The organism is Streptomyces sp. GQFP (assembly GCF_021545335.1).
In the GTDB taxonomy this organism is placed as follows: domain Bacteria; phylum Actinomycetota; class Actinomycetes; order Streptomycetales; family Streptomycetaceae; genus Streptomyces.
Window position 1 is genome coordinate 7,548,024 of the sequence record NZ_CP089312.1, and the last position, 21,570, is coordinate 7,569,593.

At 68.7% G+C, this 21,570-nt stretch carries 16 protein-coding genes; 11 read left to right on the forward strand and 5 right to left on the reverse strand.

The annotated features are described in order from the left end of the window. From LUX31_RS34150 to holA, 3 genes are read left to right on the forward strand one after another with little or no spacing between them, the layout of a single operon-like run. A complete protein-coding gene (locus LUX31_RS34150) occupies positions 1-831 on the forward strand; it encodes an arylamine N-acetyltransferase family protein (protein WP_235479168.1) in 831 nt (276 codons plus the stop codon). 30 nt (positions 832-861) lie between these two features. After that, complete coding sequence (locus LUX31_RS34155) at positions 862-1,107, forward strand: hypothetical protein (protein WP_235479169.1); 246 nt, start codon at positions 862-864, stop codon at positions 1,105-1,107. A gap of 59 nt (positions 1,108-1,166) precedes the next feature. Then, on the forward strand, positions 1,167-2,156 hold the full coding sequence (gene holA, locus LUX31_RS34160; RefSeq protein ID WP_235479170.1) for a DNA polymerase III subunit delta: 990 nt from the start codon (positions 1,167-1,169) through the stop codon (positions 2,154-2,156). A 432-nt stretch (positions 2,157-2,588) separates the two neighbouring features. Here holA and rpsT read toward each other — a convergent pair whose 3' ends face one another. Beyond that, positions 2,589-2,855 carry a 30S ribosomal protein S20 gene (gene rpsT, locus LUX31_RS34165; protein WP_105975817.1) on the reverse strand — a complete coding sequence of 89 codons (267 nt, stop codon included), beginning with the start codon at positions 2,853-2,855 and terminating at the stop codon, positions 2,589-2,591. A gap of 231 nt (positions 2,856-3,086) precedes the next feature. Between rpsT and lepA the strand changes: the two genes are divergently transcribed. Continuing rightward, on the forward strand, positions 3,087-4,955 hold the full coding sequence (gene lepA, locus LUX31_RS34170) for a translation elongation factor 4 (protein ID WP_235479171.1): 1,869 nt from the start codon (positions 3,087-3,089) through the stop codon (positions 4,953-4,955). A 261-nt stretch (positions 4,956-5,216) separates the two neighbouring features. Then, entirely contained in the window at positions 5,217-7,091 is a 1,875-nt protein-coding gene (locus LUX31_RS34175) for an AMP-dependent synthetase/ligase (RefSeq protein WP_235479172.1), read from the forward strand. 76 nt (positions 7,092-7,167) lie between these two features. Here the strand turns inward: LUX31_RS34175 and LUX31_RS34180 are convergent, their stop codons facing one another. Both LUX31_RS34180 and LUX31_RS34185 read right to left on the reverse strand, forming a co-directional pair. Further along, positions 7,168-7,743, reverse strand: coding sequence for a response regulator (locus LUX31_RS34180; protein ID WP_235479173.1), 576 nt, complete (start codon positions 7,741-7,743; stop codon positions 7,168-7,170). A gap of 12 nt (positions 7,744-7,755) precedes the next feature. After that, the gene (locus LUX31_RS34185) at positions 7,756-11,775 is read right to left on the reverse strand and encodes a HAMP domain-containing protein (RefSeq protein WP_235480150.1); all 4,020 of its coding nucleotides are present in this window, start codon (positions 11,773-11,775) and stop codon (positions 7,756-7,758) included. 215 nt (positions 11,776-11,990) lie between these two features. On the opposite strand from LUX31_RS34185, the gene LUX31_RS34190 reads away from it, so the two are divergent. Both LUX31_RS34190 and hemW read left to right on the forward strand, forming a co-directional pair. Continuing rightward, positions 11,991-14,003: an ATP-binding SpoIIE family protein phosphatase gene (locus tag LUX31_RS34190; protein ID WP_235479174.1), complete on the forward strand. Its 2,013-nt coding sequence runs from the start codon at positions 11,991-11,993 to the stop codon at positions 14,001-14,003. A 76-nt stretch (positions 14,004-14,079) separates the two neighbouring features. After that, positions 14,080-15,312, forward strand: a complete 1,233-nt coding sequence (hemW, locus tag LUX31_RS34195; RefSeq protein ID WP_235479175.1) for a radical SAM family heme chaperone HemW — start codon at positions 14,080-14,082, stop codon at positions 15,310-15,312. Positions 15,313-15,506: 194 nt separating this feature from the next. On the opposite strand, the gene LUX31_RS34200 is transcribed toward hemW, so the two are convergent. Both LUX31_RS34200 and LUX31_RS34205 read right to left on the reverse strand, forming a co-directional pair. Next, on the reverse strand, positions 15,507-16,316 hold the full coding sequence (locus LUX31_RS34200; RefSeq protein WP_235479176.1) for a DUF3097 domain-containing protein: 810 nt from the start codon (positions 16,314-16,316) through the stop codon (positions 15,507-15,509). Positions 16,317-16,347: 31 nt separating this feature from the next. After that, positions 16,348-17,103 (reverse strand): MBL fold metallo-hydrolase, encoded by a 756-nt coding sequence (locus tag LUX31_RS34205; RefSeq protein ID WP_235479177.1) that lies wholly within the window; start codon positions 17,101-17,103, stop codon positions 16,348-16,350. A 236-nt stretch (positions 17,104-17,339) separates the two neighbouring features. On the opposite strand from LUX31_RS34205, the gene hrcA reads away from it, so the two are divergent. The 4 genes from hrcA (at position 17,340) to LUX31_RS34225 (ending at position 21,539) form a co-directional block, all read left to right on the forward strand. Continuing rightward, entirely contained in the window at positions 17,340-18,356 is a 1,017-nt protein-coding gene (hrcA, locus tag LUX31_RS34210; protein WP_235479178.1) for a heat-inducible transcriptional repressor HrcA, read from the forward strand. Then, the gene (gene dnaJ / locus LUX31_RS34215) at positions 18,357-19,493 is read left to right on the forward strand and encodes a molecular chaperone DnaJ (protein ID WP_235479179.1); all 1,137 of its coding nucleotides are present in this window, start codon (positions 18,357-18,359) and stop codon (positions 19,491-19,493) included. A gap of 229 nt (positions 19,494-19,722) precedes the next feature. After that, a complete protein-coding gene (locus tag LUX31_RS34220) occupies positions 19,723-20,799 on the forward strand; it encodes a nitronate monooxygenase (RefSeq protein ID WP_235479180.1) in 1,077 nt (358 codons plus the stop codon). Next, a complete protein-coding gene (locus tag LUX31_RS34225; RefSeq protein ID WP_235479181.1) occupies positions 20,796-21,539 on the forward strand; it encodes a 16S rRNA (uracil(1498)-N(3))-methyltransferase in 744 nt (247 codons plus the stop codon). Before LUX31_RS34220 ends, LUX31_RS34225 begins: the two co-directional genes overlap by 4 nt. The last annotated feature ends 31 nt before the right edge of the window (positions 21,540-21,570 follow it).

Here is a 21,570-nt window from a genome sequence, read left to right on the forward strand (position 1 = left end):
ATGGACTCCGCACAGGCTGATGCCTACCTCCGTCGGCTCGGCGCCGAGCGCCCGGCACGGCCCACCCTCGATGTGCTCCGCGAGCTGCAGCTGCGGCACCTCATGGCGGTGTCCTTCGAGAACCTGTCGATCCATCTCGGCGAGGCGATCGTGCTGGAGGAGGACCGGCTGCTGGAGAAGGTGGTGGGCGCCCGTCGGGGCGGGTTCTGCTACGAACTCAACGGTGTCTTCGGGGCGTTGCTCACGGCACTGGGCTTCGACGTCACGCTGCTCGCGGCGCGGGTGTACGGGGACGAGGAGCGGTTGGGGATTCCGTACGACCATCTTGTGCTGCGGGTGCGGACTGTGGATGGCGGTGACTGGCTGGTGGATGTGGGGTTCGGGGCACACAGTCAATATCCGCTGGCGATGGGGGAGCGGGGAGAGCAGGAGGATCCGGGGGGTGTGTTCCGGATTATCGGGGCGGGGGCGGGGGCGGGGGCGGAGGGGGAGGGGGACCCCGGGGATCTGGATGTGGTTCGGGACGGTAGACGGCAGTACCGGGTGGAATTGCGGCCCCGGGTGCTCGGGGATTTCGTGGCCGGGGCTTGGTGGCACAGCACCTCGCCGGAGTCGCACTTCACGCAGTCACTGGTCTGTTCGCGGGTCACGGAGGACGGAGGGAGGATCACGCTCAGTGGGCGCAGTCTGACGGTGACTTCGCCGGGTGGGGAGAAGAAGGAGGTGCGGGAGCTGGAGGCCGACAGTGAGGTGCTTGCCGTGTACCGGGAGCGGTTCGGGGTCGAGTTGTCTGTTGTGCCGAGCGTTCGAGGGGCTGGTGGGGGTGGCTGAGGTGGGGGTGGGGTAGCGGAAAATGTCTCCGTGAGCGATGTGAGACATGTGCTGGTGCTGCCCGACCGTGATGCCGCCGAGGACGTGGTGGAGGCGCTGCGTGACCGGTTCGGCCTTGCTGAGGAGCCGCAGCTCGTACGGGATGCGCTGGCCGGTGAGGACGATGCCGAGGACGCTCAGTGGCTCGTCGTGCTGCGGGACGAGGCGGGGCGGCTGGATCCGGCGGAGCTGGACGAGTTCGTGGGGGAGTGGGAGGGGTGGCGTGAGGAGCCGTAGTCGGTAGTCGTGGCTGAGGGCGGGCCGCGTTGTCAGTGGCTCGTGGGATGCTTTCGGGGATGGCCATGAAGACCGCACATGACGACCCTCTCGCCCCCGTCACGCTTGCCGTGGGCCAGGAGGACCTCCTGCTCGACCGTGCCGTGCAGGAGGTGGTGGCCGCCGCCCGGGCCGCCGACGCCGACACGGACGTACGAGACCTGACCTCGGACCAGTTGCAGCCGGGCACGCTGGCCGAGCTGACCAGTCCGTCGCTGTTCGCCGAGCGCAAGGTCGTGGTCGTACGCAACGCGCAGGATCTTTCGGCCGACACGGTCAAGGACGTGAAGGCGTACTTCGGGGCGCCCGCGGAGGAGATCACCCTCGTGCTGCTGCACGCCGGGGGAGTCAAGGGCAAAGCGCTGCTCGACGCGGCCCGTAAGGCGGGGGCGCGGGAGGTGGCGTGTCCCAAGATGACGAAGCCGGCGGATCGGCTGGCGTTCGTGCGGTCGGAGTTCCGGGCGACCGGGAGATCGGCCACGCCCGAGGCGTGCCAGGCGCTCGTCGACTCGATCGGGAGTGATCTGCGGGAGCTGGCTTCCGCGGTGAGTCAGCTTGTCGCGGATGTCGAGGGGACGATCGACGGGGCGGTGGTCGGGCGGTACTACACGGGGCGGGCGGAGGCGTCGAGCTTCGAGGTGGCCGACCGGGCGGTGGAGGGGCGGGCGGCGGAGGCGCTGGAGGCGTTGCGGTGGTCGTTGTCCACCGGGGTGGCGCCGGTGATGATCACCAGTGCGTTGGCGCAGGGGGTGCGGGCGATTGGGAAGCTGTCGTCCGCTCGGGGTGGGCGGCCGGCGGATCTTGCTCGGGAGTTGGGGATGCCGCCTTGGAAGATTGATCGGGTGCGGCAGCAGATGCGGGGGTGGACTCCGGATGGGGTTGCTGTGGCTTTGCGGGCGGTGGCGGATGCGGATGCGGGGGTGAAGGGGGGCGGGGATGATCCCGAGTACGCGTTGGAGAAGGCGGTTGTGGTGATTGCTCGGGCTGCTCGGGCTCGGGGTAGCAGGTAGGAGTTTTTCGCCCCCGCCGCCCCTACCCGTCCCATCCCGTTCCTGGGGGCTGCGCCCCCAGACCCCCCTTGTCGCGCTGAACGCGCTCGTCCTCAAACGCCGGACGGGCTGAGTGGGTGGTGCGGGCCGGGGTGGAGGGTAAGGCGGGGGTGGGTGGGAACGTCGGTCTGAACGGCCTCGTCCTCAAACGCCGGACGGGCTGAAATGCCCCGCTCGTCCTCATGCCCCGCACGAGCTTTGGATGTGCCGAAGGCCCCGACATCTGTCGGGGCCTTCGGGTGGAGCGTTCTGCTGGTGTTGCTGGTGGCTTCCACGCCCGCGTGGCGAACGCAGTCGTGCGTGGGAGCCGGGGTGCCGGGTGGGAGCGGATGAGAGGGCCCGCTCTGGTCCCTCCGGCGGTTGTGCGGTTGTTCAGATCAAAGAACGGGAGGTTCAGCCCTTGAGGGTGGCAACCTTGGAAGCAAGCGCCGACTTCTTGTTGGCGGCCTGGTTCTTGTGGATGACGCCCTTCGAGACGGCCTTGTCGAGCGCACGCGCGGCAGCGCGCTGAGTCTCGGTGGCCTTCTCGACGTCACCCGCGGCAGCGGCCTCGCGGGCCTTGCGGATCGCGGTCTTCAGGGAGGACTTGACGGCCTTGTTGCGCAGCCGGGCCTTCTCGTTGGTCTTGATCCGCTTGATCTGGGACTTGATGTTCGCCACGAATGAGCCTCTACAGATTCAGGCACGGGGCCGCTCGGGTCCCGTACCGATGATTTTCCAGAAGATGTGCCTCGCGCTGAGAGGGCATGAGACACAGCCACCCAGACTACCAGTGGGCCTCCGAGTGGCCCAAACCGGCCCCCGCTCCCCGCCCGTGGGACCATGGAGCCTACGTATCGATCCGACCCGAGACCGCAGACACTGCGGACGCCTCAAGAATCAGGACCCTGCGTGCCCGCGATCCCTAGCCACGTCCCCGCGCCGAGCCGTACCGCCCCGGCTCAGATCCGCAATTTCTGCATCATCGCGCACATCGACCACGGCAAGTCCACGCTCGCCGACCGGATGCTCCAGCTGACCGGTGTCGTCGACCAGCGGCAGATGCGTGCTCAGTACCTCGACCGGATGGACATCGAGCGCGAGCGTGGCATCACGATCAAGTCCCAGGCCGTACGTCTGCCCTGGGCGCCCTCGGACGACCCGGGCAACACGCACATCCTCAACATGATCGACACCCCGGGGCACGTCGACTTCACCTACGAGGTCTCCCGGTCCCTCGCGGCCTGTGAGGGGACCGTTCTTCTTGTCGACGCCGCTCAGGGCATCGAGGCCCAGACCCTCGCCAATCTGTATCTGGCGATGGAGAACGATCTGAAGATCATTCCGGTGCTCAACAAGATCGACCTGCCGGCCGCCCAGCCCGAGAAGTTCTCCGAGGAGCTTGCCAATCTGATTGGTTGCGATCCCGCGGATGTTCTCAAGGTCTCCGCCAAGACCGGGCTGGGTGTCGAGGCTCTGCTCGACAAGGTCGTCGCCGAGGTGCCCGCCCCGGTCGGTGTCCAGGACGCTCCCGCGCGCGCCATGATCTTCGACTCGGTGTACGACTCGTACCGCGGTGTCGTGACGTACGTACGTGTCATCGACGGGCAGCTCAACAAGCGTGAGCGGATCCGGATGATGTCCACCAACGCGACCCACGAGCTGTTGGAGATCGGCGTCTCGTCCCCCGAGATGACGCCGGCCGACGGGCTGGGCGTCGGCGAGGTGGGCTACATCATCACCGGTGTGAAGGACGTACGGCAGTCCAAGGTCGGTGACACCATCACCACCCTCAACAAGGGGGCCACCGAGGCGCTCGGGGGGTACAAGGACCCCAAGCCCATGGTCTTCTCGGGCCTGTATCCGCTGGACGGGTCCGACTACCCCGAGCTGCGCGACGCCCTCGACAAGCTCCAGCTCAACGACGCCGCCCTCGTCTACGAGCCGGAGACGTCGGCGGCGCTGGGCTTCGGGTTCCGGGTCGGGTTCCTGGGGCTTCTTCACCTTGATGTCATCCGTGAGCGTCTGGAGCGTGAGTTCGGGCTCGATCTCATCGCCACCGCGCCCAACGTGGTCTACCGGGTGGTCATGGAGGACCGTACCGAGCACACGGTCACCAACCCGAGCGAGTTCCCCGAGGGGAAGATCGACGACGTGTACGAGCCGGTCGTACGCGCCACGATCCTCGCGCCGTCCGAGTTCATCGGGTCGATCATGGAGCTGTGCCAGACCCGGCGCGGTGTGCTGCTCGGCATGGACTATCTGTCGGAGGACCGGGTCGAGATCCGGTACACCCTGCCGCTCGCGGAGATCGTCTTCGACTTCTTCGATCAGTTGAAGTCCAAGACCCGTGGATACGCGTCTCTGGACTACGAGCCCACCGGTGAGCAGGCCTCCAGCCTCGTCAAGGTCGACATCCTGCTCCACGGTGACAAGGTCGACGCCTTCTCGGCGGTCACGCACAAGGACGCGGCGTACGCGTACGGGGTGCGGCTCGTCGCCAAGCTGCGCGAGCTGATCCCGCGGCAGGCCTTCGAGGTGCCCATCCAGGCGGCCATCGGGTCGCGGGTCATCGCCCGCGAGACCATCCGCGCCATCCGCAAGGACGTTCTCGCCAAGTGCTACGGCGGTGACATCTCGCGTAAGCGGAAGCTGCTGGAGAAGCAGAAGGAGGGCAAGAAGCGGATGAAGATGGTGGGCTCTGTGGAGGTTCCCCAGGAGGCTTTCATCGCCGTCTTGTCGAGCGACGACAACGCGGGGTCGGGCAAGGGCAAGAAGTAAGCCAGGCGGTAGCCAACGCCGACCCGTGGGAATCGGGAGAATGGGGGCTCGTCGCGTACGAACGCGGCGGGCCCCCTCCGTGTAGGTGCCATCGGTCCTGTAGGAAGCGAACAGGCGCTCGCTGGAGAAAGTGACAGGCCGTCGCCCCTTACGCGCTGGCCGGTCGCGCTTTACTCTGATCTCTGCTCGGTAGTTACTCGCGAGTTAAACAAGACCGCAAATGAGCCAGCCGCCGCACTGCCGCGGGCCCCGGAGGATGTCGTGAGCGACACACAGACCTTGATCGAGAACCGTCCGCCGTCCGTGGCGGGTCTTTTCCTGGATCGCGTGGCCGCCACGCCGGAAGCCGAGGCCTACCGTTACCCGGTGCCCCCGGCCTCCGGTGAGGGCCTCGACGACTGGAAGTCGCTGACCTGGGCGCAGGCCGCCGAACGCGTGTACGCCATCGCCGCCGGGCTCATCGAACTGGGCGTACAGCCGGAGCAGCGCGTCGCGCTCGCCTCCGCCACCCGCGTCGAGTGGATCCTCGGTGACCTCGGCATCATGTGCGCCGGCGCCGCCACGACCACGGTGTATCCGCAGACCAACACCGACGAGTCGGCCTTCATCCTCGCCGACTCCGCCAGCAAGGTGCTGATCGCCGAGGACGCGACCCAGCTCGCCAAGGCCCAGGAGAAGCGCGCCGAGCTGCCCGAACTCACCCATGTCGTGGTCATCGACCCGGCCGGTGTCGAGACCGGCGACGGGGTGCTCACCCTCGCCGAGCTGGAGCAGCGCGGTGCCGCGTATCTGGAGAAGAACCCGGACCTGATCAAGGAGCGGGTCGGGGCCATCACGAAGGACCAGCTCGCGACCCTCATCTACACCTCCGGCACCACCGGCCGCCCCAAGGGGGTCCGGCTGCCGCACGACAACTGGTCGTACATGGCGAAGGCGATCGCCGCGACCGGGCTGATCAGCGCCGAGGACGTCCAGTACCTGTGGCTGCCGCTCGCGCACGTGTTCGGCAAGGTGCTGACCTCCGGCCAGATCGAGGTCGGACACGTCACCGCCGTCGACGGCCGCGTCGACAAGATCATCGAGAACCTGCCGGTCGTACAGCCGACGTACATGGCCGCTGTGCCGCGCATCTTCGAGAAGGTCTACAACGGGGTCGCGGCCAAGGCGCGGGCCGGCGGCGGCGCTAAGTTCAAGATCTTCCAGTGGGCCTCCGGGGTCGCCCGTGAGTACGCCAAGGCCAGCCAGGACAACTTCCGGCGCACCGGCGCCGCCTCCGTGCCCTTCGGTCTCGCCGCGAAGCACAAGGTCGCCGACGCGCTGGTCTTCGCGAAGATCCGCGAGGCTTTTGGTGGCAACCTGCGTGCGTGTGTCTCCGGGTCGGCCGCCCTCGCGCCCGAGATCGGGTTCTTCTTCTCCGGCGCCGGTATTCACATCCTGGAGGGCTACGGGCTCACCGAGTCCTCTGCCGCGTCCTTCGTCAACCCCGGTGAGGCGTACCGGACCGGTACGGTCGGCAAGCCGCTGCCCGGCACGGAGGTGCGGATCGCGGACGACGGGGAGATCCTGCTGCGCGGGCCCGGCATCATGGAGGGTTACCACGGGCTGCCCGAGAAGACGGCCGAAGTGCTGGAGTCCGACGGGTGGTTCCACACCGGTGACATCGGGGAGCTGTCTCCGGACGGGTATCTGCGGATCACCGACCGGAAGAAGGACCTGATCAAAACGTCGGGCGGGAAGTACATCGCGCCGGCGGAGGTGGAGGGGCAGTTCAAGGCGGTCTGCCCGTACGTCTCCAACATCCTCGTCCACGGGGCCGACCGGAACTTCTGCACCGCCCTCATCGCGTTGGACGAGCCGTCCATTCTGGGCTGGGCGAAGGACAACGGGCTTGAGGGGAAGTCGTACGCGGAGGTTGTGGGTTCGGCGGGGACGGTGGCTCTCATCGAGGGGTACGTGACGGAGCTGAATGCGGGGCTTCAGCGGTGGCAGACCATCAAGAAGTTCCGGTTGCTGCCTCGGGATCTTGATGTGGAGCATGGGGAGATCACGCCGAGTCTGAAGTTGAAGCGGCCGGTTGTTGAGCGGGAGTACAAGTATTTGATTGATGAGATGTATGTGGGGGCTCGGGAGGCCTAAGGGGGTGGGGTGCGGGGAGTGGTGGCGGGTGCGGGTTGTCCGTGGCTTGTCGCGCAGTTCCCCGCGCCCCTAGAGGTCAGACTTCCCGCCGCCTGTTTATCAGGCGGCGTAGGTCTTGGATCCGGCTCAGCAACTCCTCGGTGCTCGGCGGGTTCTCGTTGGACAACTGGACCTCCAGGTCCGCCAGTTGCGCGCCGATCTCGGCGTCGCCCGCCTGCTCCCTGCTGAGCATGCGTTCCAACTGCTGGTTTTTTCTGTGCAGGTCCAGGAAGACCGTGACCTTTGCCCGTAGCACCCAGGGGTCGAACGGCTTCGTCAAGTAGTCGGCTGCGCCTGTGGCGTAGCCGCGGAAGGCGTAGCCCGCGTCGGAGTCCGTGCCTGTCAGGAAGATGATGGGGACGTCTTTCGTCTGGTCCAGGCGTTTGATGTTGGCGGCTGTTTCGAAGCCGTCCATGCCTGGCATCCGGATGTCCAGGAGGACGACCGCGAAGCGGCGGCGGAGCAGGGCCTTCATCGCCTCCTCGCCCGAACGGGCGCGCACCAGCGGCTCGTTGAGGGAGGCCAGTACCGCCTCCAAGGCGATCAGGTTGTCCTCCATGTCGTCGACCAGGAGGATGCCGGCGCGGTCGTCCGTCGTTATCTCAGGGCTCATCGTGACCGTGCCTCACTCGGTCGCCGTCTTGTCCAGCGCTTCGCCGTTGGGGCGCTCGGGGTCCAGGAGCGCGCAGACCACGGTCAGCAACTGGTCGACATCGACGGGCTTGGGTACGTAGTCGTTGGCGCCGCGGGCGATCGACTTCTCGCGGTCACCGGGCATCGCCTTGGCGGTGAGGGCGACGATGGGCAGGTCCGCCCAGCGCGGGGTGCGCCGGACGGCGGAGATCGTCTCGTAGCCGTCCATCTCCGGCATCATGATGTCCATCAGTACGAGTTCGACGTCCGGGTTGCGCTCCAGCGTCTCGATGCCTTCGCGGCCGTTCTCCGCGTACAGCACCGGCATCCCGACCCGCCCCAGCACATGGGTGAGCGCGAAGACGTTGCGGATGTCGTCGTCGACGATCAACACCCGCCGCCCGGGCAGGACTTGGCCCGCCCGGCCCACCTTCCACGCCTCCAGCTTGGTCGGCGCGGGCCAGGAGTCGTCCGTGTCGTGGGCCGTGTAGGGCTCGGTGGACAGCTGCTCGGGCAGCGCCAGTTGGTGGTCCTTCGGCGTGTTCCCGCTCGGCGTGTGGCCGGGGCTCACGACAGGCACGTACAGGGTGAAGGTCGAGCCCTTGGTCGGCACGCTCTCGGCGATGATTCTGCCGCCCAGCAGGCCCGCGATCTCCCGGCTGATGGACAGACCGAGGCCCGTGCCGCCGTACTTGCGGTTCGTCGTGCCGTCGGCCTGCTGGAACGCTTCGAAGATCACCGGGAGTTTCTCGGGGGCGATGCCGATGCCCGTGTCGGAGACGGCGAAGGAGATCACGTCGTCGCTGTTCTCGCGGGTGTAGAGGTGATCGGGGTCGGTGATCCGGCTGACTCGGAGTTCCACCCGGCCGGTCGCCGTGAACTTGATCGCGTTGGAGAGGAGGTTGCGCAGGATCTGCTGCAACCGCTGCTCGTCCGAGTACATCTCGCGCGGTACGTCCGCACCGACCGCCACCTCGAACGCGAGCCCCCGGTCGAGGGTGAGCGGGCGGAAGGTCGCGTGGACGTAGTCGAGGAGCTTGATCAGCGGCAGCTTCTTCGGGCGTACGTCCATCCGGCCGGCCTCGATCTTCGACAGGTCGAGGATGTCGTTGATGAGCTGGAGGAGATCCGAGCCCGAGCGGTGGATCGTCGTCGCGAACTGGACCTCCTGGTCGGTGAGATGACCGTCCGGGTTGTCCGAGAGCAGGCGGGCCAGGATGAGGAGCGAGTTGAGGGGGGTGCGGAGTTCGTGGGACATGTTCGCCAGGAACTCTGATTTGTACTGGGACGATGTCGCCAACAAGGCTGCCTTCTCCTCCAGTTCCGCGTTCGAGCGCTGCAACTCCGCCTGCTGCTTCTGGAGTTCGTCCGAGCGTTCCTGGAGCTGCATGGCGAGGCGCTGGGACTCGCCGAGCAGGGACTCCGTACGGGAGTTGGCGATGATCGTGTTGATCGCGACGCCGATCGTGTTCACGAACTGGTCGAAGAACGCCAGGTGGACATCCGAGAAGCGGGAGAACGAGGCGAGTTCGATCACGCCGAGCAGCTTGTCCTCGAAGAGGATCGGGATGATGACGACGCTGGCCGGGGCCGCCTCCCCCAACCCGCTGTTGATCTTGATGTAGTCCGGCGGGGCCTCCTCCACCAGAATCCGCTTCTTCTCGCGCGCCGCCTGGCGGACGAGGCCGTGCACCGGCATCCCGCCCGTGTCGACCGTCGCCCCCTGCGCCGAGCCGTATCCGGCGATGAACGCCAGGCCCTTGGCCGGGATCGGCGCGCTCAGGCTGGCGCTGTCCTCGTCCGGGTCGGCCAGGAAGAACGCGCCGTACTGCGCGTTCACCAGCGGGGTCAGCTCGCGCAGGATCAGGTCGGCGACCTCCATCAGGTCCCGGTGGCCCTGCATCAGGGCGGCCAGGCGGGCCAGGTTCGACTCCAGCCAGTCCTTCGCGCGGGTCGTCTCACGGAGGTTGGCCACCATCAGGTTGATGTTGTCCTTCAGCTCGGCGACCTCGCCGCGCGTCTCCACCGAGATGGAACGGGACATGTCTCCCTGGGCCACCGCCGAAGCGACCTCGGCGATCGCGCGGACCTGGGTGGTGAGGTTCAGGGCGAGTTCGTTCACGTTGGTCGTGAGGCGCTTCCAGGTGCCGTACACGCCCTCGACCCTTGCCTGGCCGCCGAGTTGGCCGTCGATGCCCACCTCGCGGGCCACCCGCGTGACCTCGGAGGAGAAGGAGGAGAGCGTGTCCACCATCGTGTTGATCGTCGTCTTCAGTTCGAGGATCTCGCCCCGCGCGTCCACGTCGATCTTCTTCGAGAGGTCGCCCTGGGCCACCGCCGTCGCCACCTGGGCGATGTTGCGGACCTGCGAAGTCAGGTTGTCCGCCATGTAGTTGACGTTGTCGGTCAGGTCCCGCCAGACCCCGGACACGCCCAACACCTGGGCCCGGCCGCCCAGTCGGCCGTCGGTGCCTACCTCGCGGGCGACCCGCGTCACCTCGTCGGCGAAGGCGCGCAGCTGCTCCACCATCGTGTTGACGGTGTCCTTCAGTTCGAGGATCTCGCCTCGGGCGTCGACCGTGATCTTCTTCGACAGGTCGCCGTTCGCGACGGCTGTCGTCACCTGGGCGATGTTCCGTACCTGTGAAGTCAGGTTCAGCGCCATGAAGTTGACGTTGTCGGTCAGGTCTTTCCAGACGCCCGATACACCTCTCACCTGCGCCTGGCCACCGAGGTTGCCCTCTGTACCGACCTCGCGGGCTACGCGTGTGACCTCGTCGGCGAACGCGGAGAGTTGGTCGACCATGGTGTTGATCGTCGACTTCAGTTCGAGGATCTCGCCCTTCGCCTCCACTGTGATCTTCTTGCCGAGGTCTCCCTGGGCCACGGCCGTGGAGACGAGCGCGATGTTGCGGACCTGCGACGTCAGGTTGTCCGCCATGAAGTTGACGTTGTCGGTGAGGTCCTTCCAGACGCCCGACACGCCTCGCACCTGGGCGCGTCCACCGAGGTTGCCCTCCGTGCCGACCTCGCGGGCCACGCGTGTGACCTCGTCGGCGAAGGCGGAGAGCTGGTCGACCATGGTGTTGATGGTCGACTTGAGTTCGAGGATCTCGCCCTTCGCGTCGACCGTGATCTTCTGGCTCAGGTCGCCGTTCGCCACGGCCGTCGTGACCTGGGCGATGTTCCGTACCTGTGAAGTCAGGTTCGACGCCATGAAGTTGACGTTGTCGGTGAGGTCCTTCCAGACGCCCGACACGCCCCTCACTTGCGCCCGGCCGCCCAACTGGCCCTCGGTGCCCACCTCGCGGGCGACCCGCGTCACCTCGTCGGCGAACGCGGAGAGCTGGTCGACCATCGTGTTGACGGTCAGCTTCAGTTCGAGGAGTTCGCCGGTCGCCTCGACCGTCACCGTGCGGGTCAGATCGCCGCGGGCCACCGCCGTGGTCACCAGGGCGATGTCACGGACCTGGGCCGTCAGCCGGGACGCCATTGTGTTGACCGCCTCGGTCACATCACGCCAACTGCCCGACAGACCCTGCACCTTGGCGCGTCCGCCGAGCCGCCCCTCCGTACCGACCTCGCGCGCGACCCGGGTCACCTCACCGGTGAACAGCGACAACTGGTCGACCATCTTGTTGACGGCTCTGCCCAGTCGGCGCAGATCGCCGCGCAACTGCCGGTTCCCGTCGTGCAGATCGACCCGCTGGGTCAGATCGCCGCCGGCCACCGCGTCCAGGACACGCGTCGCGTTCGCCGCGGGAGCCACGAGGGCGTCCAGCAGGCCGTTCACGTCGTTGACGCGGGACGTCCAGTGGCCCTGGCCGGGGCTCGCGGAGAGCCGCTCGTCGAGGCGACCGTGCCGGATCAGGTCCCGACGTACGCGCTGAACCTCGGAGTTGAAGTGCAGATTGCGGTCCATGATCTGGTTGAACGCGGAGCTGAGTTCCGCCACCAGACCGTGGCCGGTCTCCGGCACCTTCGCGAAGTTCCCGTCACGGGCCGCCGTCATCGCGGCGAGCAGCGGACGCAGATCGGATGCCCGCACCTGATCAGATGTCCGAACCTGATCGGATGGCGGATTCTGTCCGTCTTCGAGCACTTGCGTAGCACTGTTCTCACTCATGGCGGCCCACTTCGGTAACTCGGCGCTTATGGGCGGGGCCAGTCTGTCACTCTGTCCGCGTCCACTGAGGTGCATTCGTCCGAACTGCTCGGGAGCTGTCGATGGGGGCCATTCCGACGCAACGGGAGACCGTGTCCCGCGCGCCGTCCCGTGCGTCCGGTGCGCCCGCGCGCTGGGGTGTGGACCGGCGCGCGGTCACCCACGCCACGCTCGGTGGCGGCCCCCTCGCGCCCGGTGCCGCCCGTTGCCTCGTACGCGCGGCCCTCGCCGAATGGGCCCGCCTCGGCCTGCACGGTGCCGCATCGCTGCCCGAGCGGCTCGTCGACGACGCGATGGTGGTCGTCAGCGAACTCGTCACCAACGCCGTCGTCCACGCGGGGACGGATGTTGAGCTGGCGTGCCGTCTGGAGACACCGGAGGAGGGGGACGAGGCGGAGGAGGGGGTCGGCGTCGCGCTCGTCGTCGAGGTGTCCGATCACCATCCCTCCCGCGCGCCCAGGGACGGCGGTGCGGAACTCCCGTACGACATACCGGAGTACGGGCGTGGCCTCCGCCTCGTCTCCGTACTCTCCGAGGCCTGGGGCGTCACCTACCGCACCGGCACCAAGACCGTCTGGGCGCGGCTCCCCGCCGAGGGCGTCACGCTCGACGACGACATCGAGACGTATGCCGGCACGCACGCCCTCGGGCACGGGTTACGGGTCGCCGAGATCCTCGCCCCCGAGCCGCAGCGCGGCGCCCGCGACCAGGAGTGGCTGAACCACGGCGCCCTCTCCTTCCTCGCCGAGGCCTCCGACCTGCTCGCCGGACAGCTCGACGAGGATCTCGTCGCCGCGCTCACCGGACAGCTCCTCGTGCCGCGCCTCGCCGACTGGTGCGCCGTGTGGCTGGAGGACGAGTCGATGGGGCGCGGGAGCGGCAGCAGCGTGAGCTGGGGCGACGGGAGCGGCGGGGGAGGTGGGCCGCGGCTCGCTCGGGTCTGGCACAGCAGCGAGGACCGTATCGAGGAGCTGCGCCGCGCCCTGGAGACGGATCCGCCGCGTACGCCCGACACCACCAGGACCGGACCGGTCCCCGTGCCCTGGCCGGGCGAGGCGCTCGGCGGGCGCGGGGAGACCGGCGCCGCGCTCGCCTACCGGCTGGTCGCGGGCGGCCGGCCGCTCGGCACGCTGGTCATCGGGCGGGCCGGGATGATCCGCTTCCCCGACGAGGTCACCGGCCTGGTCGAGGATCTCGGCCGCCGGGTCGCGCTCGCCATCGGCGCCGCCCGCCAGTACGCCCGCCAGGCCACCATCAGCCGTATCCTCCAGCGCGGGCTGCTGCCCGGCGCGGTCGCTGAGATCCCCGGTGTGAGCAGTGCTCTCGTCTACGAGCCCTGCGACAAGGGCGGGCCCAGCGGCGACTTCTACGACCTGTTCCCGGCCGGCGACGGCCGCTGGTGCTTCGCCGTCGGCGACGTCCAGGGCAAGGGGCCGGAGGCGGCTGTGGTGATCGGGCTGGCACGGCCGTGGCTGCGGCTGCTCGCCCGCGAGGGGTATCGGGTCGCGGACGTGCTCGACCGGCTCAACCAGCTGCTGCTCGACGATGCGACGGAGACGGCGGATGCGGCGGCTCGGGCGTTGGTCGCGGCGGACGGGCGGTCGGCGGTAGCGGCTGCCTCGGGTGTTCCGGGGCCTGTCGCGGTACGGCCCGGTGAGGGGCCGCAGACCCGCTTTCTCTCCCTCCTGTACGGCGAACTCGTCCCCTTCGACGGAGGCGTGCGCTGCACCCTCGCCTCGGCCGGGCATCCGCTGCCCCTGGTGCTCCGGGCGAGCGGTGAGGTCCTCACGGTCGCCGAACCGCAGACGCTGCTCGGGGTCGTCGAGGACGAGACGTACACGAGCGAGAGCTTCGAGCTGCGGCCCGGTGACAGCCTGCTGTGCGTCACCGACGGGGTCACCGAGCGGCGCTGCGGGCCCCGCCAGTTCGACGACGGCGACGGGCTGGCGAGCGCCCTCTCGGGCTGCGCCGGGCTGAGTGCGCAGCTGATCGCGGAACGTATCCGGCGGCTCGTGCACGAGTTCGGGGAGAAGCCGCCCGAGGACGATCTGGCGCTGCTGGTGCTGCAGACCTAGCGGGCAGGGTGGGCCGTGGGCGGGCCGTGGGTGGGCGTCGGGCGGGTTGTCCCGCCGGTGCTGGACAATGGAGGGCATGCCCTCCGCACTTCCCGACGGTGATCCCGTCCCCGACGACGGCTCCCTGCCCGCCTCCGCGCTCGCCGGGGCCGCGGACCGTCCCCTCGGGTTCTATCTCCACGTCCCGTACTGCGCGACCCGCTGCGGCTACTGCGACTTCAACACCTACACGGCGACCGAGCTGCGCGGCACAGGCGGTGTCCTGGCGTCCCGTGACAACTACGCGGACACCCTGATCGACGAGGTGCGGCTGGCGCGGAAGGTGCTGGGCGACGATCCGCGGCCGGTCCGTACCGTTTTCGTCGGAGGCGGCACTCCTACGCTGCTGGCCGCCGACGATCTTGTACGGATGTTGGGGGCGATCCGGGACGAGTTCGGCCTCGCGGATGACGCCGAGGTGACGACCGAGGCGAATCCGGAGTCCGTGGACGAGCGGTATCTGGCCACTCTGCGTGAGGGGGGTTTCAACCGGATCTCGTTCGGGATGCAGAGTGCGAAGCAGCATGTGCTGAAGGTGCTGGACCGTACGCACACGCCGGGGCGTCCGGAGGCGTGTGTCGCGGAGGCGCGGGCCGTGGGGTTCGAGCACGTGAACCTCGATCTGATCTACGGCACCCCTGGTGAGACCGATGACGACTGGCGGGCCTCGCTCGACGCGGTGCTGGGGGCTGGGCCGGATCACGTCAGCGCGTATGCCCTGATCGTGGAGGAGGGTACGCAGCTGGCTCGGCGTATTCGGCGGGGGGAGGTGCCGATGACCGACGATGACGTGCACGCGGATCGGTATCTGATCGCCGATGAGGTGTTGGGGGCGGCCGGTTTTGACTGGTACGAGGTGTCGAACTGGGCTACGTCTGTGGCTGCTCGGTGTCTTCACAACGAGCTGTACTGGCGGGGTGCTGACTGGTGGGGGGCGGGGCCCGGGGCGCATTCGCATGTCGGTGGGGTTCGGTGGTGGAACGTGAAGCATCCGGGGGCGTATGCGGGGGCGTTGGGGGTGGGGCGGTCGCCGGGGGCGGGGCGGGAGGTGCTGTCGGAGGAGGACCGGCGGGTGGAGCGGGTGTTGCTGGAGCTGAGGTTGCGGGAGGGGGTTCCGCTGTCTCTGCTGCGTGCGGAGGGGCTTGGGGCGGCTCGGCGGGCGCTGGGGGAGGGGTTGCTTCGGGCTGGTCCGTATGAGGCTGGGCGGGCTGTGCTTACGTTGCGGGGGCGGTTGTTGGCGGATGCGGTGGTGCGGGATCTGGTGGACTGAGGGTTCTTTTCGCCCCCGCCGCCCCTACCCGTCCCATCCCTGGGGGCTGCGCCCCCAGACCCCCCTTTCGGCCTGAACGGCCTCGTCCTCAAACGCCGGACGGGCTGGTTTGTCAGCCCGTCCGGCGTTTGAGGACAAAGGGGGTTCGGGGGCGGAGCCCCCGAGGGCGGGGGCGAAACAAACTGCCCCCGCGCTCACTCCGGTGCCGTTACGAAGTCGATCAGGTGTTCCACTCGGCCCAGTAGTTCCGGCTCCAGGTCGCGGTAGGAACTCACCCGCTTCAGGATCGCCTGCCACACCGCGCCCGTGTTCTCCGGCCAGCCGAGGGCCCTGCACACGCCGGTCTTCCAGTCCTGGCCGTGGGGGATCCGGGGCCAGGACGCAATGCCCAGGGACGACGGTTTCACCGCCTCCCAGATGTCGATGTAGGGGTGGCCGACGACCAAGGCGTGCTCGCTGGTCACCGAGGCCGCGATACGGGACTCCTTGCTGCCCGGGACCAGGTGGTCCACGAGGACGCCGAGGCGGGCGTCCGGGCCGGGGTCGAATTCGGCCACGATCGCGGGGAGGTCGTCCACGCCCTCCAGATACTCCACGACCACGCCCTCGATGCGCAGATCGTCGCCCCACACCTTCTCGACCAGTTCCGCGTCGTGCCGGCCCTCGACGTAGATACGCCCGGCGCGGGCCACGCGCGCGCGTGCACCGGGGACCGCGATCGAGCCGGAGGCCGTGCGGGAGGGCACGCGCGCGGTGGCCGAGGCGGACGGGCCTACCAGCGTCACCACCCTGCCCTCCAGCAGGAACCCGCGCGGCTCCAGCGGGAACACCCGGTGTTTGCCGAAGCGGTCCTCCAGGGTGACCGTGCCCGCCTCGCAGCGGATCACCGCGCCGCAGAAACCCGTACCCGGCTCCTCGACCACCAGGCCGGGCTCCGCCGGTACCTGCGGTACGGGCTTGGGCTTCTTCCACGGTGGGGTCAGGTCCGGAGAGTACTGGCGCATTCGGATGACGATAGGAGAAGCTCCCGAGTCGTCAGTCCACTCCCCGCCGCGACACGCCGAAACGGGTTGCCAGGGCGTCCCGTTGGGCCCGTACGAACGCCGCGTCCACCACCGCTCCGTGACCGGGGACATACAGCGCGTCCTCGCCGCCCAGGGCCAGGAGGTGGTCCAGGGCCGCGGGCCAGTGCGACGGTACGGCGTCGGGGCCCGCCTGGGGTTCGCCCGACTCCTCGACCAGGTCCCCGCAGAAGACCACGGTCGGGTCGCCCGGTACGACGGCCACCAGGTCGCCGCGGGTGTGGCCGGGGCCGGCGTTCACCAGGAGTACCTCCGGGCCGTTGCGCAGGGCAACTGCCAGGGTTCCCCCGACCTCCTCGTGCGGGACCACCAGGGTGTCCGCCGCCTCCTCCGCCGTACGGGCGTCCAGACCGTTGCGTACGGCGTCCGCGCACAACGCCTCGCGCCCCACTTTCTCGAATTCGTCCCCGGTGCCTTCTGCCGCCAGGACATGTGCACCCGCGAACGCCGCCGCCCCGAAAACATGGTCGAAATGGACGTGCGTCAGTGCGAGAAAGTCCACACGGCGGCCGGCGAGTTTCTGGGCCTCCAGGCGTAGGGTCGCGCCCTCCGCGAGGCTCGATCCCGCGTCGATCAACAGTGCGCCGCCCGCCCCCGCGACCAGCCCCACCGTGCAGTCCCAGACCGGCAGCCGGCGTCTGCCCACCCCGGCCGCCAGGCGCTCCCAGCCCAGGTCGTGCCACCCCGGCTCTTCCCAAGTCACCTTCATGCGGCGACGCTAGCGGGACGGGGAGGAAGTGGTCGCCAGGACCGGGTTGCCGCGGACACGACATCGCAGGACAGGTCGGTACACGTCGGCAGATCGGCGCAGGCCGCCCTTGCCGGGGGCGTACCCGACAGCCGTACACTGGGCCGGGGAACTCTGGCACTCGCACACGAAGAGTGCCAGGGAAGGTCACCGGGTAAGCGCTCAGGGGACGACGACAGCAGCTGGAGGTGTGCGCGATGCTCAGTGAACGCAGGCTCGAAGTGCTGCGCGCCATCGTCCAGGACTATGTCGGCACCGAGGAACCGGTCGGGTCCAAGGCTCTCACCGAGCGGCACAACCTCGGGGTCTCCCCGGCGACCGTCCGCAACGACATGGCGGCGCTGGAGGACGAGGGTTTCATCGCCCAGCCGCACACCAGCGCCGGGCGCATCCCGACCGAAAAGGGCTACCGGCTCTTCGTCGACAAGCTCGCCGGCGTCAAGCCGATGAGCGCTCCCGAGCGGCGTGCCATCCAGAACTTCCTGGACGGGGCCGTCGATCTCGATGATGTGGTGGGGCGGACTGTTCGGTTGCTTGCGCAGCTCACGCGGCAAGTTGCCGTCGTGCAGTACCCCTCGCTCACCCGGTCGACCGTGCGGCACGTGGAGTTGCTCTCGCTCGCTCCCGCGCGCGTGATGCTCGTACTGATCACGGACACGGGCCGCGTGGAGCAGCGGATGATCGACTGCCCGGCGCCTTTCGGGGAGACGTCTCTGGCGGATCTACGCGCGCGGCTCAACAGCCGGGTCGCGGGCCGCCGCTTCGCGGACGTGCCACAGCTCGTGCAGGACCTCCCGGACGCCTTCGAGGCGGAGGACCGGGGTACGGTCGCGACGGTGCTCTCCACTCTCCTGGAGACGCTCGTCGAGGAGGCCGAGGAGCGGCTGATGATCGGCGGAACCGCCAATCTGACCCGCTTCGGACATGACTTTCCCCTCACTATCAGGCCGGTCCTCGAAGCTCTGGAGGAACAGGTCGTACTTCTCAAACTCCTTGGTGAGGCCGGGGATTCGAGCATGACCGTACGAATCGGTCACGAGAACAAATACGAGGGACTCAACTCCACGTCCGTCGTGTCGGTCGGCTACGGTTCGGGCGGCGAGGCAGTCGCCAAGCTCGGCGTGGTCGGACCGACCCGCATGGACTACCCGGGAACGATGGGAGCGGTACGCGCAGTGGCACGGTACGTCGGACAGATCCTGGCGGAGTCGTAAGTGGCCACGGACTACTACGCCGTACTCGGCGTACGCCGCGACGCGTCCCAGGACGAGATCAAGAAGGCGTTCAGGAGGCTCGCCCGCGAGCTGCACCCGGACGTCAACCCCGATCCGAAGACGCAGGAGCGGTTCAAGGAGATCAACGCCGCATACGAGGTGTTGTCGGACCCGCAGAAGAAGCAGGTCTACGACCTCGGCGGTGATCCGCTGTCCCAGGCGGGCGGCGGAGGCGCGGGCGGCTTCGGCGCCGGTGGCTTCGGGAACTTCTCGGACATCATGGACGCGTTCTTCGGAACGGCGTCCCAGCGGGGGCCGAGGTCGCGTACGCGGCGCGGCCAGGACGCGATGATCCGGCTCGATATCGAGCTCGATGAAGCTGCTTTCGGTACTACCAAGGACATCCAGGTCGATACGGCCGTGGTGTGCGGTACCTGTAGCGGTGAGGGTGCGGCTCCTGGGACCTCTGCCCAGACTTGCGACATGTGTCGCGGGCGGGGTGAGGTGTCCCAGGTCACGCGGTCCTTCCTGGGCCAGGTCATGACCTCGCGGCCCTGCCCGCAGTGCCAGGGGTTCGGGACCGTCGTCCCGACGCCGTGCCCCGAGTGCGCGGGCGATGGCCGGGTGCGGTCGCGGCGGACGCTGACCGTGAAGATTCCCGCGGGTGTCGACAACGGTACGAGGATCCAGCTCGCCGGTGAGGGTGAGGTGGGGCCCGGTGGTGGTCCCGCCGGTGACCTGTACGTCGAGATCCATGAGCTGCCGCACTCGCAGTTCCAGCGGCGTGGGGACGATCTGCACTGCACGGTGACTCTGCCGATGACGGCGGCGTCTCTTGGCACCAAGGTGCCGCTGGAGACGCTCGACGGTCTGGAGGAGGTCGACATCCGTCCGGGCACGCAGTCCGGGCAGTCGATTCCGCTGCACGGGCGGGGGATTACTCATCTTCGGGGTGGGGGTCGGGGTGACCTGATCGTGCATGTCGAGGTCATGACCCCTTCGAAGCTTGATCCTGAGCAGGAGCGGTTGCTGCGGGAGCTGGCGAAGTTGCGGGGGGAGGAACGGCCTACTGGGCAGTTCCAGCCTGGGCAGCAGGGGTTGTTCTCGCGGTTGAAGGATGCGTTTAACGGGCGCTGAGGTGTGGGTGCCGGGGGTTTGTTTCGCCCCCGCCGCCCCTACCCGTCCCATCCTCGGGGGCTCCGCCCCCGAACCCCCGCTCCTCAAACGCCGGAGGGGCTGGATGGTGTCGGCCGGGGGTCTGGGGGCGCAGCCCCCAGGGATGGGAACGGGTAGGGGCGGCGGGGGCGAAGAAAGATGCTCCCGGCCTGATTCGGACCTTGTGCTGTGGACGTGACAACATGCCGTCATGTCCTCCGCGCTGACCGATCTCTTCGCTCACCCGATCGTGCAGGCCCCCATGGCGGGCGGCGTCTCCGTCCCCCAGCTCGCCGGCGCCGTCGCCGAAGCGGGCGGGCTCGGGTTCCTTGCCGCGGGGTACAAAACCGCCGACGGGATGTATCAGGAGATCAAGACGCTACGGGGGATCACCAACCGCCCCTTCGGCGTGAACCTCTTCATGCCGCAACCTGAGTACGCCGACCCCGCCGCCGTCGAGGTCTACGCCCATCAGCTCGCCGGCGAGGTCACCTGGTACGACACCGAGCTGGGCGACCCGGACAGCGGGCGCGACGACGGCTACGACGCCAAGCTCGCCGTACTGCTCGACAATCCCGTCCCGGTCGTCTCCTTCCACTTCGGGGTGCCCACCAGCGACGTCCTGAACTCCCTCCGGCGCGCCGGCACCCTCACCCTCGTCACCGCCACCACCGCCGACGAGGCCCTCGCCGTGCAGCGGGCCGGGGCCGACGCGGTGATCGTGCAGGGCGTCGAGGCCGGCGGGCACCAGGGCACCCATCGTGACAATCCCGAGGCGGACGGCTCCGCCATCGGGCTGCTTTCCCTCCTCGCCCAGGTGCGCGAGACCGTCGACCTGCCGCTCGTCGCCGCCGGCGGGATCATGCGCGGCAGTCAGATCGCCGCCGTCCTTGCCGCAGGCGCCAGTGCCGCCCAGCTCGGCACCGCCTTCCTCGCCACGCCGGAATCCGGCGCCCACGCCCTGCACAAGCAGGCGCTGACCAACCCGCTCTTCGTCCGTACGGAGCTGACGCGCGCGTTCTCCGGCCGGCCCGCCCGGGGTCTGGTGAACCGTTTCCTGCGCGAGCACGGCCCGTACGCCCCCGCCGCCTACCCCGAGGTCCACCACCTCACCTCGCCGCTCCGCAAGAAGGCCGCCGCGTCCGGCGACGCGCAGGGCATGGCGCTGTGGGCGGGACAGGGGCACCGGATGGCCCGTGAACTGCCGGCCGGGGAACTGGTGGCTGTGCTGGCCGAGGAGATCGCCGCCGCTCGGGCCGTGCTGCTGGACGGGGGCGAGGCGGCGTGACCGCGCCCGTTTTCGTCGTCGAGCAGGTGCCCGACGTACGGCAGTTCCTCCTCGACGGTCCCGAAGGGCGGCACGCGGTCTCCGTGAAGCGGCTGCGGGTCGGCGAGGCCGTCGTCCTCACCGACGGGGCCGGGCGCTGGGCCGAGGGCGAGGTCGTCGGTGTCGAGGGCAAGGATCAGCTGGCTCTGCGGCTCGGGGCGGTGGTCGAGGAACCCCCGGAGTCTCCTCGTATCACCGTGGTTCAGGCTCTTCCCAAGGGCGATCGGGGCGAGTTGGCCGTCGAGACGATGACCGAGACCGGTGTCGACGCCATCGTTCCCTGGGCCGCCTCCCGGTGTATCACCCAGTGGCGCGGCGACCGTGGGCTGAAGGCGCTCGCCAAGTGGCGGGCCACTGCCCGGGAGGCCGGCAAGCAGTCCCGCCGGGTGCGTTTCCCCGAGGTCGCGGACGCCGCGACCAGCAAGCAGGTCGCCGCACTTCTCGCCGACGCCGACTTCGCCGCCGTACTCCACGAGGACCGGGACTATGGCAGTGCGGCGCTCGCTACCGCCGAACTGCCGTCCTCCGGTGACATCGTGCTTGTCGTCGGGCCCGAAGGGGGCGTTTCCCCCGAGGAGTTGGCCCTGTTCGAGGAGGCGGGGGCCAAGGCGTACCGGCTCGGCACCACTGTGCTGCGTACCTCCACCGCCGGTACCGCCGCGACGGCGCTGCTGCTCGGCCGCACCGGACGCTGGTCTTAAGTCGCCTCCTGGTCCTGTCTGTTTACGCCCT